We start from the raw sequence: 14,549 nt of genomic DNA, 5'->3' as shown, positions 1-14,549 counted from the left end.
CCAAAGCAGCCGAGCAGTCATGGCGAGTGCCGAGACGACGATAGGGCGGACGAGGCTGGAGACCCTGAGAAAAGCACAGACGGTTGACCGGATTCTCTCAATGCCGGACGAGTATAGTCGTACAAAAATAGCTCAATACAGAAATGGCGCAAGCTGAAGCGCATGCTGTGTGGATCGCGAGCAAATCACCGCCGCGCTCATCGCGGGGGCACCACCCTTGCCAATGTACTCAGGTGCTCGCGCAAGTAGGTCTTCCATGTCATCGAAGTTCAGGCGCAACAGTTTGCGCCATTGCCGCGATCCCGAGCTTCCTGGATGGGCGGGCACGGGACATCGCCATACGAGCAGTACACACAACAGTCACCCTCCTTCGGACGAAGCAGGGTGCCACAGCCGGTGCACTCGTAGAAGAACTGGCAGGCGTCGGTGGGCATCGTCTCCGACGCGCGATGCCCGCAGTGTGGACAGGTCAGGGTCGAGGTCAGTTTCATCAGGCGGTCCGTAGCATCTTGATCAGGGCAGGCTCGAAGTAGCCCCAAGCCGCAGCGGCGGCGATGAGAAGTGTCGCGAGGCTGAGAAGCACCAGGGCTGCGGTCGAGCGACGTGAAGCCATGCACGCCCCATCTGGTCCGCAAGCAGCCTGCCGCCGATGCGCGTAGAAGAACCAGCCGACGACTACGGCAACGACGCTGGCGGCCATGAGCGGGGTACGAAGCGGCGCGAGCACGCCGAGCACCGTGAAGACCCCGGCACCGGCACCGAGCCCACCCAGGACGACGGGCAGTACGCAGCACGACGAGGCCACGAAGGCACCGAGCCCCGTGATCGCGCCGAAAGCCGCTACACTACCGACACCGACCGCTGCCGGTTCGTAGGCGGGTCGTTCGGCGGGCCGTGCCTGATCGAGGGCCATGTCTCGTCTCCACCGTGATCTGGAGCTACCCTGCACCCCGTAGCAACTACAGGATCAAGGGTAATCTTCATGGGTGCGACCACGGGTGCACGAAGCGGAGCCCTAACCATCGGGCAGTTGGCGCAGCGGACCGGCGTCAACATCGAGAACATCCGCTATTTCGAGAAGGTGGGCCTGCTCCCTGCTCCTCCACGCACCGAAGGCGGCCATCGCTCCTACGACACCGAGCACGAGCGCACCCTGACCTTCATCCGGCGCGGGCGCGAACTTGGGTTCACCCCTGATGAAGTTCGCGCGCTCCTCGAACTGCGACAGCCGGGCAAGGCGTCCTGCTGCGAGGTACAGGAGATCGCGACGCACCACCTCGGCCGGGTGCGCGCGAAGATCACCGACCTGACCCGGCTGGAACGGCTCCTGGCCGGGACCATCAAGCAGTGCTCTGGCGAGGCTGCACCGGAATGCCCGGTGCTCGACATGATTGACCACACCGGATGAGCTTTAGAGCATGGACCCGATATCCGATGCTCCGGTCGGATAGGCAAATATCGTGGACTTCAGATCATCAGCGGTGAGCCCGTGCCGGATCGACAAGGCGAAGATGTTGATCACCTCGTCCACGTGCGGACCGACGAGATGGGCACCCAGGATGCGCCCGCTCCCCTCCTTGACCACCGTCTTGTAGCCGTAGACCCGTTCGGCTTCGCGCCGCGCCGTGAACCAGCCCGAGGTGCGCTCGGATTTGATGCTGACGCGCAGGCCGCTCTCCCGCGCCTCAACTTCCGACATACCAACCGCTGCAATGGGCGGCGACGTGAACGCGACACTCGGCACGCCCGCGTAGTTCGGCTTCGCGTGGTTGCCTTCGAGCAGGTTGGCGGCGACCACCTTCGCATCGTGGCTCGACACGGGCGTGAGCGGCGGCCCAACCAGCGCGGCATCCCCAGCCGCGTAGACCGCCGGGTTCGTGACGCTCTGGAGAAAGTCGTTCAGCTTGAGTCGCCTCTCCTCGACCGCGACTTTGGCGGCGGCCAGATCGAGCTTGTCAAGTGCGGGCCTGCGCCCGGCTGCGTGAACGACGAGATCGGCCTCGAAGGTCTCCTGGCCCGCGTCGGAGTATGCCTCGACCCGAAAGATATCACCGGCCCGCTGAATTGCCGTGACGGCTGTCCGGGTGCGCACATGGACACCCATTCCGTCGAACGCCTCCATGAGCCAGCCGACGAGATCGGGATCGAACCTCTGGAGCATCCGCTCGCCCCGCTGAAGTACCGTGACCTGTGCCCCGGCTCGTGCCGCGATGCGCGAGAACTCGGCTGCGATGTAGCCGCCGCCAACGAGGACGATCCGATGCGGCAGGTGTTCCAGAGCAAGGAACTCCTCGCTCGTCGCCAGATAATGCTCGTCAGGAATGCCGAACAGCACCGGTACTGCCCCGGCCGCGATCAGGATGTGCCGTGCCTGGATCGCGGTTCCGGCGACATCGAGGGCGGTGAGGCCCGTGAACCGGGCTTCGCCGTGAAAGGCGTCGATGCCCTTGTCGGCGTAACGTTCGGACCCTGTTGGCGAAGTCGGTGGCTATGCGGCGAGAGCGCTGAAGCGTGAGGTGTGCGCCGAAGCCAGCGGTCTGTGCTCGAACCAAGCGGCAAGACGATCGAGGTTGAGGGCGGCGGCCGTGGCCATGCCTTGGAAGGCCGTTTTCGCCAACCCGCGGTAGCGGGCTCGGCGCAAGCCAAAGCTGCGCACGCCCTGAGAGATCGTGCCCTCGATGCCCTGCCGTTGCCCGTATAGGCGCCGCCCCTGCTCGCTCTCGTGCTGCTTGCGCGCCGCCGCCAGCGCCTCGTGCTCGGCACGCGGATGTAGGGTCAGCCGGCGGCTCGCAGCCTGGGTACAGCGCGGCTTGGCCGGGCAGGGACGGCAATCGCCCGGGCTGAAGCCGGCTCGGATGAACGGGCGGCCATTAGCCGTCTCTCGGTACTCGCCCCAGCTCGTGCTCTCATGACCCTCCGGGCAGCGCACGCGGCGGCGTTCCCAGTCGACGGTGAAGTCCGCCACCTGGATCGCCTCGGTACTGCGCCGCTGCCAACTGTGATTGGACCGCGCCGGGCCGATCAGGTCGATCCCGTGCCGTACGTTGGCCACCACCAGCTGCTCGGCGCTCACGTACGCGGCATCGACCAGATGCTCGGACGGGGTCAGACCTGCCTCGGAGAGCGCTTCGTGGATCGCGCCGGTGCGAACGGCTTCGTGCACGTTGGCCGGCGTGGTGTCGGTGTGAACGACCAACCGCGGCAGGCCGGGGTCGCAGGTCTCCGTCAGATGGACCATGTACCCGGTCCAGTCGGTTCCTGACTTGGCCCGGAACCGAGCGTCGATGTCGTAGGGCGACTCGACACGGTCGCCTGGACCACGTCCCCGCACCTCGCGCAGTCGCACCGAGGCGGCGTCGCCATCGTTGCCGCTCCCCTGCTCGAAATGGCGCATCCACACCCGGCGCAGCACGGCGACCGCGGGCAAAGCAGCGGCCGACGGCGGCGCATCCGCGTCGTCCAGGGCGCCGAGCAGGCGATAGCCATCAGCTCCGACTTGAAGGACGTAAGCCTCGCGTTTCGCGCCGGTCTCCGGCAGACGCGTTTCCTCGACCCGATGGTCGTAGCGTGTGTGCCACTCGGGCGGAGCGAGAGCACGCAGCCAAGCCGGGGCGGCTGTCGCGAGGGCATTGAGGGCCGCGCGCAGCGTCTCGGCCAGGAGCTCGACCCGATTGAGGTCTCGCACGGCCGCGAGCACGTGCGTGCTGTCGGTACGCTGACGGCCACGCGCCTTGAGCAGGCCTTGATCGCGCGCGGTGTCGAGGATGCGGGTGAGCAAGCGTTCGCCGGCCGCGTGATGCAGGAGCCGGCCCCGGAACTCGCACAGGAGGCTGTGGTCGAAGCCGGGATCGATGAGGTCGAGCGCCAGCAGGTACTTCCAGTCGATCCGGGCTCGGACGGCGTCGGCGGCCTGGCGGTCGCTCAGGCCTTCGCGGAACTGCATCAGCGTGACGAGGGCCAGACACCAGGGTGCGTAGGCGGGCTGGCCACGTGCCGGATAGAGATCGGCAAAGGCCGTGTCGGCGAAGATGGGACCGAGGTGGTCCCGCAGCAGCAGGTAGGGATTGCCGCGGCGGAACACGGTTCGAGCGATCCTGGCCGTGTCCTCAGGCACAGGCGGGAGCACGGATTGCGGGCGGAGCGACATAAGAAGCCTTCGGGCGGGACAGCCACCCTACACCCAGCCCACCGCCGCTCGGAATTCGCCAACAGGGTCGGAACGTTGTTGGAACTGATCGGCCCATCGGGGACCCTGCCCGCACCTTCGTGCCTCCGGTGTCGTTGTCCCGGATGGTCGCATCCTACACCAGGACCGGCGTCCCGGCCCGATCGCGGCGCCGCCGTCCTCATACCAAGCACCAGCGCTATCGACGCCCTCGACGACGTCGCCCGTGGCGAACTTCGGCCGCCGCGCGATCCTGCCCTGCATGACGACGCGGGCTGAAACCGGCTCTTTGCTCCGGTGCTATCCGCCCTGACCGCCAAAAGCCTTAACGCCTCGTTTACCCTGCCGGCGCATCTCCGCTCTGTGCTCGGCAGAGCACGTTCGGAGACGAAGCACGATGCGCAATCCAGTCAAGACGCTCCTCCTCGCGGCCCTGGCCAGCCTCGGCCTCCTCACGGCCGCAGCCGATTACGTGAGCAGCGCCGCCCAGGCGGATCCCGGTCATACGCATACGCATCAGGACAAGAACGACGGCCACACCCACGGCGGGCGCTGAGCTAAACGCGCCTGCGCCCGGTCCGACGCGCCGTTCAGGATTGCCGCACCTCGATCCGTGATCGGGGCCTGAACGGGCGCGATGACCTCCGGCCGCGCCGGCCCCGCTCTTAGCCGCTTCGGCAGCCCGCTCGCGGACGGCTTGCATGAACAACACCCTGCTCATCGGTCTGTCTCATCAACTGGCGCTTGAGCGTGCGATGGAGGTCGCCGCCAACAACGTCGCCAACGTCACGACCACGGGCTTCAAGAGCCGCAGCGCCGAGTTTCGCGAGTACCTGATGCCGGGCGCTCGGGTGGAGGCGGCCCGGCCGAGCGACCGGCGGCTGTCCTACGTGGTCGATGCCGCAACCCCGCTCGACCTCTCCGTTGGCCAGATCGAGCGCACCGGCAGTCCGCTCGACGTGGCGCTGCGGGACGAGAACGCCTTCTTCGCCGTGCAGACCTCGGGCGGAGAGCGCTACACCCGCAACGGCGCCTTCCAGCTCAATGCCGCGGGCGACCTCGTCACCAGTGACGGCTACACCGTGCTCGGCACCGCCGGACCGATCCGGTTCGCCAAGAACACGCGCGAGATCAGCATCGGAACGGATGGCACGATCAGCACCGAGCAGGGGCCGTCGGGCAAGCTCCGCCTCGTGCAGTTTGCCGACCCGGAACGCCTGGTGAGTGCGGGGGGCAATCTCTACCAGTCCTCAACCCCGCCCAGGGGGGCGCCGGCGAGCCGCCTCGAAGTCGGGTCGCTCGAGCGCTCGAATGTCAACCCGTTCACCGAGCTGAGGCAGGTCTCCGAGGTCGCCGGGGCCTACCAGACGGCCGCGGCCCGGATCACGGCGCTGCACGATCTGATGCGGACCGCCATCAGCAGACTGGCCGATACGACGGCATGAGCGCGGCCGCCAGAATATCAGCCAGGCGGGGCAGCGGCCCGCACCGACAACTGAGCCTCATCTCTCGTGAGGCAGCGCCAGGAGATATCGAGGCGATTGCCGCGCTGCTGTTCGAGGCAGGCGGCGACGCGCTGCAGTTCATCCTGGATGAGCTTGCTCCCGGCATGAACGCGCGCGCGCTCTACCGGTATATGGTAGGGCTGAAGGCGGGTCAGTACTCCTATCGACGCTGCCTCGTGGCGCAGCGTGGCTGTGAGATCGTGGGCGTGGTGAACGCCTTCCCGGCCGAGCTCCTGCGCGGTAAACCGGATTATCAGCCGAGCCCGCGCGAGGCGCACGTCCTGGGGCGCGACAACCGGATCGATTTCGGCTCCTACGTCATCAACAACCTCGCGGTTCTGGAGCCGTACCGGCGGAGTGGCATTGCTGCACACCTCATCGAACTGACCGTCGAGACAGCCCGCTCGAAGGGCTTTGCCTCCCTCCAGCTGCAGGTCTGGGCCGACAACGTCCCTGCACGGGCCTTGTACGCCAGGAGCGGGTTTGTCGAGGTTGCGCGAACCTCAGTCCCCTGGCATCCGGCTCTGCCGCGCGAGGGCGGCCGGATCACGCTGCAACGATGGCTTACCGCGGTGACTGACCAGCCGTCGGCGGCGGCCGAGGTGCCGGGTCTTGGCGCACCTGTGGGCAGCTCAACCGCGTTGACGGTGCTTCTGCAGACCTGAGCCGTCCGAAGAGATGGCCCGGCAGGAGCTTTCAGGCAGCGCCTTGGCGGGCGCTGCCCTCGGCGGATCTCCACAAGCCGCCGCTCCCGGTGTGCTCCGCCCGCATCCCGCGGGGGCAGGCAATCCGGACCTGCGTCAGTAGCTGTGGCTTCCATATCCGCCATGGCCGCCGAAGGAGCGCCCGTGGCCGCGACCGTATCCGTGTCCGCGACCATCGCCGCCGTGGCGTCCGTAGGACCCTCTGTGGCCGCCAAAATAGCCGTGTCGACCAAAGCCGCCATGCTGACCATAGCCGCCATGCCGGCCATAGCCGTGCCCCTGAGCAAAGGCCGGGTCCGACATCACCAGGAAGCCGGTGCCCAGTACGAGGGCGAGCAGGCCGGCGATCAGGACCGGCTTGAAGCGAGGTGTCGGCGTCATAGGCCTTCTCTCCTAAAGTTAGAGGCACGAGCCGCGTGTCGTCGTGACCTCAGCCTCGGCGCAAGCCGTTGAACTGCATCTGAACGGAAGGCGCGATCGGCAGTCCGTCTCCGAGGACGGGGGCAAGCCGGACACAGAGGCGCAACACGTCCGCCCCACAGACGTCCTGGACCCACGTTAGCCCTGCGCAGCAGAAGTCAGGAAGTCTCCATGACCTCTGACGATCTCGACAGGCGCACTCAGCTGACGATCTGGCCAGGCGCAGAACTGGCCCAGAGCCGGCAAGCTCAGGACTTCGCTGCAAGGACCTGATCGACCATACTCTGTCGAAGGGCAGCTGCTACGTGTTGGTCTATGCGATGCTCTGCCCCGAGACGTGCATTCTCCGGACCGCTGATGGAGCACCGCTCCCGTTCGACCGCGACCCTCTCACGCGTGCCGGCCCTCCATTCGTCGGCCTCCAGTCCGGCTTTGCCATCGACCCCATCGCGGCAGCCGTGATGCAGGGACTGCACTCTGGATGTCCTGCAACGAAACGAACCGCGACGGTCCGCCCGCCGCGCTCCGAGCCAAGTCGCAAGTCCCCCGGGTCGGTTGGGAATTACGGGGTGGGCGTCGTCCACGGCGTCCGATCTCTGCCCAAGCTCTTCGACCGGGACTGTCTTACCTATAAGCGGTCCTGCGACCTCGCTGTCGCGCCGGCCTTGCGCTTCGTCCGTCTCGCCGTCGCGGACGACGAGCCTACGGCCCCAGGCGTCACCTTCCCGACGGCGCGCCCCGTCTGATTTCGCCCGCGGCTCACACCGCCTCTTCAAGCATCGAAAGACCGCGTTAGGGAAGCGCGGGTAGATTTGCTGCCTCTGCGACACGCGGCGCACCGATCCGAACCATCATGGTCGTCGTCGGCGACGATTGGGAGCCGAGCCGATGAATGGTGACAACCCCCTCTGGTACGATTGCGACGAGGAGGTCCCGATCAAGAGGACCTCTTCGAGGATCACGCGTGGTGCGCGTGTCACGGTAGTCGTCACCCTGCTCGCGGCTGCATACCTCGCTTACTGGTACCTGTTCTGATCGTCGGATCAAGCCTGCCCCGAGCAAAGGGCTGGACCATCGGCGCTCTTGACGGCAGCCGAACCAGATGCGCTCTACGCCGGCATGAGAACCGTCAAGATCGTCCTCATCACCCTGCTGTCGGCCGGGGTCCTGTCCATCCTGATCGCCGCCACGGTGATCTACGCAGGCCTGTTCAACGTGGCGGCCACAGACCCGCATTGGTCCGCGACCTACTGGGTTCTGGAAACGGCGCGCGTACGCTCGATCCAGGTTCACGCGGCCGGGCTCGCCCCACCGGCCGGTTACGACGCGCCGAACAACATCGTCGCGGCGGTTGGGCACTTTTCTGAGCATTGTGCGACCTGCCACGGCGCGCCCGGCGCCAAGCAGAGCGAGTTGGCCGAGGGCATGTATCCCCGCCCTCCCAATCTGAAGGAGGCCGCGGGCCGCTACACACCGGGCGAGCTGTTCTGGATCCTGAAGCACGGGATCAAGATGAGCGGCATGCCGTCGATGGAGAGCGACGGCGACGCGATGCTCTGGTCGACCGTGGCGTTCCTGGAAAAGCTGCCGCAGATGTCGGACGACGCCTACAACGATCTGTGGATCCAGGCTCAGGCGGCGGGTGCTCAAGGCGGCATGGACCACGGCGCGATGAACATGGACGGCGCTGGACCTGCGGGCGCGGGTGCCGGGAGCGCGCAGACGCCCCCGGCAGGGCACAGTCACAAGTAAGAGTGGTCGGCGCGCGATCGAGCCGTCGGGCGTCGTGTACGCCGGATCGCCGAATGACTCTCCGGAGGCCTGCGCGCGTGTCAGATCAGGCCTTGCTGGTGAACCGGGCCGAGACCGCTTTGCCGCCGACCTTCAACGCCACGACGGCCACGACGTTGCCCGTGACCGGGGCCGGCAGCTTGCCCTGAACGCCATCACCCCCGGACGCGCTCAGCTCGACCTTGTAGCTCTGGCCGCCGACCAGCACGGTCGCGGTGCCCGAGACCTGGTTCGCCGGGACGGGCTTGCGGGCTTCATCTACGACGTAGACGGCGACGTCGGCCCCCTTCACGACGAGTTCCACCCAAAGCTCCTGCGCCTCCTTGATCAGGCCGCCGTGCATTGCCTGGGGTGCCTCCCCGTGCGCCGAAACGGCACCCGGCGTCAGCGCCAGGGTGAGCAGCAGCGGCACAGCAAATCGTCTCATCATTTCACTCCTTGGCTCGGTCCCGCGCTTCGATGCGAGCCGGGTGGATCTGGCCAAGCTCCGCGGGTGGAGATGGAGCCGTAGCCATCCCACCGGGAGGGTAGACGAAACTCAGTACCGGCGCACCAACGTCCTCGGCTCAGCGGGGCCGATCGAGGCCGCGGGTGTCCAGCGCAAGCCAAGCTTCACGTCGTGCCGCCGACCTGCAACGCCACGACGCTGCCCATGACCGGCGAGTTTGAGCGTGATAGCGCGCGGAGAGGCCAATCGAAATTGCGGGGATCGAACCTCGTTCAGGCGCGGATCGGTTTGGTCAGACCGGCCGCTTCCGGAACAGGCTCATTGTGTCCCAGCACGCGGTCGCGAAACGCCCATACTGAGCAGGCGAGGGTCACGGCCTCGGACACGGCAAGACCGAGAAGGGCGTAGGCCGACGGCAGCAACATCAAAGCCGGTACCATGATCACGAAGCCAAGCACGGCGCTGGCGATCGCCACTTCGGTGATCGTGCGAAAGGCCGCAGACGCTTCCAGGAAGGCACGCGGGATGGTGTAGAGAAGCGCGAGCGTGACGATGCCCCAGACAACGAACCCAATCCAGCCCATCGGCTCCCCCACGAACTGGCCCTTGAACAGGACCGCTTCAATCTCCGGCAGCGCGACCAGCATCAGCGCTCCGTAGGCGACACAAATGCCGCCGATGCTCACGATGGACCGCACGACGAACCGGTGCGCCCTTTCGAACTGATCGCTCGCCAGGAGACCAGTGAGGTCGGGCAGGAGCATGTTGGTCAACGCCACAGTCGCGATGCGCAGGGGCGCGTACAGCACCAGCGTCGCGGCGATCGGGGCATAGGCGGCGGGACCAATCACGAAGGCCAAGAGCAGGGTCAGACCCTGCCCCTGAACGGTCAGAGCAGTGATACCGGTGAGCGACCATGCCAGCGGGCGCCAGATCGCGAGATAGCGCCGTCTGGCTTGGGCATGGAGCGAGACGCGCAGGCGCTCGCGCAGGACCCCGTAGGCCGCCGCGATGGCTAGCGCGTGCGCTAGCGCGACCGCCAGGAAGGCTCGGTCGAGAAGCGCCGGCCCTTCCGCGCGTAGGCCAAGCTCGACGAAGATCATACCGCAGCCGGCGTAGACGACATCGCTCAGGCTCGCTGCCCACGCCCGTCCCCGGGCGACGAGCACGATCCGCAGGTAGCTGCGGAAGGCATACAGGCCTACGAACGCGCCGCCGGCGAGTGCACCGAGGCCGATCACCGGCACGAGTGCGGTGCCGACGAGGAACGCCATGAGCCCAGAGACGGCCGCCGTGCCGGCACCGAACATCACGGCGTAGCCGCGGGCGGCTGGCCTGCCTCGGCTCTGGGCGAGGTAGAGCGTCGCCGGCACCGCCATCAGCGCGCGGATGTAGGTGACGCCCACGGCGCCGAGCGTGAACACGATCGCGAACAGGCCGTAGTCGTGCGCGCCGAGCTTCCGCGCCAGCAGGATGTTAAGCACGAGGTGAAACAGACTCTGGATGATCTCGCCAGAGAGGATCATCGCGAACCGTGAGCCGAAGCGGGCGAGTCTGTGCGGGACCGCAACTCCAAGGATCAGATCACGGCTGAGGGTGACCGAGCGTGGCCCATCGCCGTGCGCTGTCATACCGGGACCACCCCAGGTGGGGTTCGCTTCGTCGTGGCTCCATCCTCGCAAGATCTGGAGCGTCTGGGAAACTCGGCGCGGTCCAGCGAGCTATATGGCTCTGGCCAAGTGCCACCTGTGCAGACGGTGGCCGGGTCACGCCACCGGAGGGAAGACGAAACTCAGTACCGGCGCACCAACGTCGCCGGCTCAGCGGGGCTGATCGAGGCACCGGGTGTCCAGCGCAAGCCAAGCTTCACGTCGTGCGAGTCCGTGTTCTTGAAAGTCAGGGCCTCGCAGGTTCGGCACTGTCCAGCATAGTTGTAGACGGTCCCGGTCGAGGCGTCTCCGAGATTGAGGTACCGGTAGGCGAGTTCGATCGTGAAGTTCGGGGTCACCGCGTAGCCGATGCCGGCGTGCAGCGCCCAGGCGAAGCTCGTCTTCGACGTGGATTTCGCGTAGGCGAGGCCCTGCGTGACGACGTTCGTATCCTTGAAGTTGTCGAGCGTGACCTGCGCCGCACCGACGCCGGCGCCCAGGAACGGCGTGAGACCGTACCATTGCCCCAGATCGACGTAGCCGTTGACGAGGGCGACGGCATCGCGCTTCGTGGCGCTGTACTCGTCTGTGCCATAACCGAGCGGCAGGCTCGCATCGCGGTAACGTTCCAGGCCTGTGAACGTGGCCGCGCTGCGGAATTCGCCCGTGACGTCGGCCCGGAACCATCGGTTGAACCGGTAGCCGGCGCCGACACCCGCGAGCGGCGCTCCGGCGAAGCCGAGGTTGACCTTCTCGATGGTGCCGAGCGCATCCAGGCTGTTCGAGAGCCGCTCCACGGACTGGTTGCTGAACCCGATGTCCCCGCGCAGATAGAAGCCCGAGACCTCAACGTCCGGCGTCAGACTTCCGCGCAGTTCGGGTAACGGTGCGCTCGGCAGGAGGTCGGCGGCGTGTGCCGCTCGCAGCGTGATCGCGCTCAGCAGGCCGCACGCGAGCAGGAGGGGCGTTCTCGCCGACATCGTTCGCGTCTGGTCCGTCAATGTGGTTACGCTCGGATCGATGCGTCCCACATCGCCATTGAAGGATCGTTAACGTTAGCGCGTTCTGCCGGCCGGTTCGACAATCAGCGGTCGGCTGCAGGACGCGGTGTCCTTGCCGCATGCGTGAGCGGCGCCCGTCCTTATTCTGTGACGGCTGGACGTATTTTACTGACATAGGCTTGTGGCAGGAACTCAACACACCCACGCTTTCGGCGCGGATGGCACGTCGATGGATTGTTAACGAGTTGGGCGCGTGGGACCGTGGCAGCGATGAAGGGGTTTGCCCGACGTTGCGTTCGCTGCGCACCATAGTTGTCCTGCTCCTGGCCCTGGCAGCCCTCGTGCCGCTGGGGGGGCTGCGCATCGCCGCGGGCGCGTGGATGTCGGGCGAGACACAGAGCGTCGCATCCGCTCGGCCAACGGAGGGCCAATCTGCCGTCGCGCAGGCTGCAAAGCCCCATGCCGACGCGATACCTTGCAGGCACACCCGCAAAGACAAGTCCTGCGAGCATAATACGCACTTGCCCTGCTGTACTGCGCCTGCCGTCTTCGGACTGCCGATGGGGCCGGAATGGATCTTTTCCCGGGACGCTCGCCGGATCGGCCCGGCTTATCGCGTATCGGTTTTGTGCCCGTCGTCGACGCACCTGAGCGGATTCGAGCGGCCGCCCAAGCGGGGCTGAGCCAGCGTCGGCCCTGACGGGGTCGGTGGCTGTTTGCCGGATGGAAGTTGCCCGGCTTCTTGCACCTCCAGCGTCGCGCATCTCGAAGCGCAACTCCGCGCTCCTGCGCGTGCATCGAACACACACGGTCCCGGCTCCTGCGAGCGCGACCAAAAAAGATCGAAAGATCAATCCATGCGAACGTCTTTCTCCCTCGTGTTTCTCGGCTCGAGCCTGCTCGGCGCCTGTACACCGCCGACCTTCCTGGTTCAGCCAGCCGACCCAAATCTCGCCGTACGGGCGCCGCGCTACACCAATGTGGTCGCAGGCGTGAAGCGCTTCGATGTCGTCGACCCGAAGGATTGGCGCGCGCTCAATCGCGCGGTCACGCCCAAGCCGGGTGATGGCGGCATGGGGGGAATGCCCGGCATGGGTGGAATGGGGGGAATGGGCTCGTCCAAGATGCCGGGGATGAACGGCAAGTCGGATCACGGCGACATGAAGGGCATGCCCGGCATGGGCAAATCCCAGGGGGACGGCGGGAAGGACGACGCCAGCATGCCCGGGATGAACATGCCCGGCATGGGCGGCAAGCGCGACACGGGGGGCGGTGATGCGGGACGCTTGTAACCGCGCGGGCTCGAACACCGAATACGGATATGCGGCGATGGACACCCTGTTGGATCTGATGCCGGCCGGCAACGCCTTGAACTGCGCGCCCGCGGTCGGCCGTCGAGCGCGCGCAGTTGCAGGCTTGGTCGGTCTCGGTCTTCTGCTGGGGGGCTGCGCCAGCTTCTCGGAGGATGGCGGTCTGTCGGTGGCCAGGAACTATGCTTCGCTCGAGCTCAAGAAAGATATCGTCAAGGTCAACGACCAGGCCATCGCCCTCACCGCGGAAGCCGAGGTGGAGCAGCTGCTCCGGCGGCCCCTGACCGCCGACAGCGCAGTGCAGATCGCGCTCCTCAAGAACAGGGGTCTGCAGGCAGCGTTCAACGATCTCGGCGTGTCCGAGGCGCAGTTCGTCCAGGCCACGCTGCCGCCGGTCCCGCGGCTCACGATCACGCAGTATGGGACGGGGTTCAACACGGACATCGAACGTTCGGTGGTCGCGAGCCTGCTCGAGTTGGTGACGCTTCCGCTCCGCGCCGAGATCGCCCGCCAGCGCTTCCGAGCCGACCAGTACCGGGCGACCGAGCAGTTGCTGCGGCTGGCCGGCGAAGCCCGGCGCCAATTCTACCGCACCGTGGCGGCCAACCAGGCGACCGCCTACCTTGAGCAGGCTTTGGCGAGCTCGGAATCCGCGTCCATCCTGGCCAAGCAATTGGGCGAGACGGGCGCGCTGAACAAGCTGGAGCAGGCGCGCGAGCAAGCGTTCTACAGCGAGCTCGGGGCCCAACTGGGCAAGGCGCGGGTCCAGCAACGCGCTGAACGGGAGCGGTTCATCCGCCTGCTGGGCCTCTGGGGCCGGGAGATCGAGTTCAAGCTCCCGAACGGCCTTCCCGCCCTGCCGAGACGGCTGGTCACCGGCCCACAGATCGAGGCGGAGGCGTTGAAGAAACGGGCCGATGTTCAGGCGGCGCGTTTCGAGCTGCAGTCGCTGGTCGGGCAGTACGGGCTCAACCAGGCCAGCGGCTTCATCAGCGTGTTCGATGTCGGGTTCACGAACCAGTACACGCGGTCAAGTTCATCAGAGTCGGGCGGCCAAGGCAGCATCGCCCCGAAACCGACCAGCAGCAGCCTCAACGGGTATTCCTTGGATGTCGTGATCCCGATCTACGATTTCGGGACGATCGCCGTCCGTGGGGCGAAGGAGGCCTATTTCGGAGCCGCCAATCGCCTCGCCGAGCGCGCGGTCAACGCTCGTTCCGAGGTGCGTGAGGCGTATCAGCGCTACCGCGGGCAGTACGACATCACCCGGCACTACCAGGGTAGCGTCCTGCCCTTGCGCAAGACCATCTTGGATCAGTCGCTGCTGCAGTACAGCGGCATGCTGATCGACGTGACGACCTTGATCATCGATGCGCGGGCCCGCATCTTGAGCAATATCCAGGCGATCGAGGCGCAGCGCGACTTCTGGATCGCGGCGACCGACCTCAAGGCGGCGATCGTCGGCGGCGGGTTCTCGGCGGATAACTTCGGCGGTGAGGCCGCAGGGGGAACCCCGGGCACGAGCCTCGCCGTCGCGACGCCGGGTGGTTGATAGC

General features: G+C 66.5%; 17 protein-coding genes. 9 read left to right on the top strand and 8 right to left on the bottom strand.

Features of this window, described 5'->3' with window-relative positions; translation table 11 throughout:
• Positions 1–269: 269 nt before the first annotated feature.
• Entirely contained in the window at positions 270–491 is a 222-nt protein-coding gene (locus tag ABC766_RS33635; protein ID WP_345823004.1) for a GDCCVxC domain-containing (seleno)protein, read from the bottom strand.
• On the bottom strand, positions 491–913 hold the full coding sequence (locus tag ABC766_RS33630) for a mercury transporter MerT (RefSeq protein WP_345823003.1): 423 nt from the start codon (positions 911–913) through the stop codon (positions 491–493). Before ABC766_RS33630 ends, ABC766_RS33635 begins: the two co-directional genes overlap by 1 nt.
• A 69-nt stretch (positions 914–982) precedes the next feature.
• On the opposite strand from ABC766_RS33630, the gene ABC766_RS33625 reads away from it, so the two are divergent.
• Positions 983–1,408: a helix-turn-helix domain-containing protein gene (locus ABC766_RS33625; protein ID WP_345823002.1), complete on the top strand. Its 426-nt coding sequence runs from the start codon at positions 983–985 to the stop codon at positions 1,406–1,408.
• Between the two features lie 3 nt (positions 1,409–1,411).
• Here the strand turns inward: ABC766_RS33625 and ABC766_RS33620 are convergent, their stop codons facing one another.
• Together ABC766_RS33620 and ABC766_RS33615 are read right to left on the bottom strand one after the other, a co-directional pair.
• Positions 1,412–2,443 (bottom strand): NAD(P)/FAD-dependent oxidoreductase, encoded by a 1,032-nt coding sequence (locus ABC766_RS33620; RefSeq protein WP_345823020.1) that lies wholly within the window; start codon positions 2,441–2,443, stop codon positions 1,412–1,414.
• 45 nt (positions 2,444–2,488) lie between these two features.
• Positions 2,489–4,147 (bottom strand): IS1182 family transposase, encoded by a 1,659-nt coding sequence (locus tag ABC766_RS33615; RefSeq protein ID WP_345823001.1) that lies wholly within the window; start codon positions 4,145–4,147, stop codon positions 2,489–2,491.
• 415 nt (positions 4,148–4,562) lie between these two features.
• Between ABC766_RS33615 and ABC766_RS33610 the strand changes: the two genes are divergently transcribed.
• From ABC766_RS33610 to ABC766_RS33600, 3 genes are all read left to right on the top strand, one after another.
• A complete protein-coding gene (locus tag ABC766_RS33610) occupies positions 4,563–4,721 on the top strand; it encodes a hypothetical protein (protein ID WP_009867359.1) in 159 nt (52 codons plus the stop codon).
• A gap of 145 nt (positions 4,722–4,866) precedes the next feature.
• A complete protein-coding gene (locus ABC766_RS33605; RefSeq protein ID WP_345823000.1) occupies positions 4,867–5,610 on the top strand; it encodes a flagellar hook-basal body complex protein in 744 nt (247 codons plus the stop codon).
• Positions 5,607–6,335, top strand: coding sequence for a GNAT family N-acetyltransferase (locus ABC766_RS33600; RefSeq protein ID WP_345822999.1), 729 nt, complete (start codon positions 5,607–5,609; stop codon positions 6,333–6,335). Before ABC766_RS33605 ends, ABC766_RS33600 begins: the two co-directional genes overlap by 4 nt.
• Positions 6,336–6,470: 135 nt before the next feature.
• On the opposite strand, the gene ABC766_RS33595 is transcribed toward ABC766_RS33600, so the two are convergent.
• On the bottom strand, positions 6,471–6,755 hold the full coding sequence (locus ABC766_RS33595) for a hypothetical protein (RefSeq protein WP_345822998.1): 285 nt from the start codon (positions 6,753–6,755) through the stop codon (positions 6,471–6,473).
• Positions 6,756–7,682: 927 nt separating this feature from the next.
• Between ABC766_RS33595 and ABC766_RS33590 the strand changes: the two genes are divergently transcribed.
• Positions 7,683–7,829, top strand: a complete 147-nt coding sequence (locus ABC766_RS33590) for a hypothetical protein (RefSeq protein WP_345822997.1) — start codon at positions 7,683–7,685, stop codon at positions 7,827–7,829.
• An 84-nt stretch (positions 7,830–7,913) separates the two neighbouring features.
• Positions 7,914–8,546, top strand: a complete 633-nt coding sequence (locus ABC766_RS33585; RefSeq protein ID WP_009867628.1) for a c-type cytochrome — start codon at positions 7,914–7,916, stop codon at positions 8,544–8,546.
• A gap of 85 nt (positions 8,547–8,631) precedes the next feature.
• Here ABC766_RS33585 and ABC766_RS33580 read toward each other — a convergent pair whose 3' ends face one another.
• The 3 genes from ABC766_RS33580 to ABC766_RS33570 all read right to left on the bottom strand — a co-directional run bounded on the left by ABC766_RS33580 (position 8,632) and on the right by ABC766_RS33570 (position 11,662).
• On the bottom strand, positions 8,632–9,012 hold the full coding sequence (locus ABC766_RS33580) for an adenylosuccinate synthase (RefSeq protein WP_345822996.1): 381 nt from the start codon (positions 9,010–9,012) through the stop codon (positions 8,632–8,634).
• 293 nt (positions 9,013–9,305) lie between these two features.
• Positions 9,306–10,559, bottom strand: a complete 1,254-nt coding sequence (locus ABC766_RS33575) for a hypothetical protein (protein WP_345822995.1) — start codon at positions 10,557–10,559, stop codon at positions 9,306–9,308.
• Between the two features lie 266 nt (positions 10,560–10,825).
• On the bottom strand, positions 10,826–11,662 hold the full coding sequence (locus ABC766_RS33570) for an outer membrane beta-barrel protein (protein ID WP_009867631.1): 837 nt from the start codon (positions 11,660–11,662) through the stop codon (positions 10,826–10,828).
• 200 nt (positions 11,663–11,862) lie between these two features.
• On the opposite strand from ABC766_RS33570, the gene ABC766_RS33565 reads away from it, so the two are divergent.
• The 3 genes from ABC766_RS33565 (at position 11,863) to ABC766_RS33555 (ending at position 14,545) form a co-directional block, all read left to right on the top strand.
• Positions 11,863–12,366: a hypothetical protein gene (locus ABC766_RS33565; RefSeq protein ID WP_345822994.1), complete on the top strand. Its 504-nt coding sequence runs from the start codon at positions 11,863–11,865 to the stop codon at positions 12,364–12,366.
• Positions 12,367–12,540: 174 nt separating this feature from the next.
• Entirely contained in the window at positions 12,541–12,975 is a 435-nt protein-coding gene (locus ABC766_RS33560; protein ID WP_345822993.1) for a hypothetical protein, read from the top strand.
• Positions 12,976–13,012: 37 nt separating this feature from the next.
• Positions 13,013–14,545, top strand: coding sequence for a TolC family protein (locus tag ABC766_RS33555; protein ID WP_427902344.1), 1,533 nt, complete (start codon positions 13,013–13,015; stop codon positions 14,543–14,545).
• Positions 14,546–14,549: the final 4 nt, after the last annotated feature.

This window comes from Methylobacterium fujisawaense (genome assembly GCF_039619325.1).
Classification (GTDB): Bacteria; Pseudomonadota; Alphaproteobacteria; order Rhizobiales; family Beijerinckiaceae; genus Methylobacterium; species Methylobacterium fujisawaense.
The sequence above is the reverse complement of the archived record's forward strand: the minus strand, read 5'-3'. Positions and strand labels throughout refer to the sequence as shown.

Bases quoted from the DNA above. Each gene is read 5' to 3' on its own strand.
- ABC766_RS33555 (WP_427902344.1), top strand. From the start codon at position 13,013: ATGGACACCCTGTTGGATCTGATGCCGGCCGGCAACGCCTTGAACTGC.
- ABC766_RS33635 (WP_345823004.1), bottom strand. From the start codon at position 491: ATGAAACTGACCTCGACCCTGACCTGTCCACACTGCGGGCATCGCGCG.
- ABC766_RS33590 (WP_345822997.1), top strand. From the start codon at position 7,683: ATGAATGGTGACAACCCCCTCTGGTACGATTGCGACGAGGAGGTCCCG.
- ABC766_RS33600 (WP_345822999.1), top strand. From the start codon at position 5,607: ATGAGCGCGGCCGCCAGAATATCAGCCAGGCGGGGCAGCGGCCCGCAC.
- ABC766_RS33560 (WP_345822993.1), top strand. From the start codon at position 12,541: ATGCGAACGTCTTTCTCCCTCGTGTTTCTCGGCTCGAGCCTGCTCGGC.
- ABC766_RS33605 (WP_345823000.1), top strand. From the start codon at position 4,867: ATGAACAACACCCTGCTCATCGGTCTGTCTCATCAACTGGCGCTTGAG.
- ABC766_RS33615 (WP_345823001.1), bottom strand. From the start codon at position 4,147: ATGTCGCTCCGCCCGCAATCCGTGCTCCCGCCTGTGCCTGAGGACACG.
- ABC766_RS33580 (WP_345822996.1), bottom strand. From the start codon at position 9,012: ATGAGACGATTTGCTGTGCCGCTGCTGCTCACCCTGGCGCTGACGCCG.
- ABC766_RS33610 (WP_009867359.1), top strand. From the start codon at position 4,563: ATGCGCAATCCAGTCAAGACGCTCCTCCTCGCGGCCCTGGCCAGCCTC.
- ABC766_RS33595 (WP_345822998.1), bottom strand. From the start codon at position 6,755: ATGACGCCGACACCTCGCTTCAAGCCGGTCCTGATCGCCGGCCTGCTC.
- ABC766_RS33585 (WP_009867628.1), top strand. From the start codon at position 7,914: ATGAGAACCGTCAAGATCGTCCTCATCACCCTGCTGTCGGCCGGGGTC.
- ABC766_RS33625 (WP_345823002.1), top strand. From the start codon at position 983: ATGGGTGCGACCACGGGTGCACGAAGCGGAGCCCTAACCATCGGGCAG.
- ABC766_RS33575 (WP_345822995.1), bottom strand. From the start codon at position 10,559: ATGATCCTCTCTGGCGAGATCATCCAGAGTCTGTTTCACCTCGTGCTT.
- ABC766_RS33630 (WP_345823003.1), bottom strand. From the start codon at position 913: ATGGCCCTCGATCAGGCACGGCCCGCCGAACGACCCGCCTACGAACCG.
- ABC766_RS33570 (WP_009867631.1), bottom strand. From the start codon at position 11,662: ATGTCGGCGAGAACGCCCCTCCTGCTCGCGTGCGGCCTGCTGAGCGCG.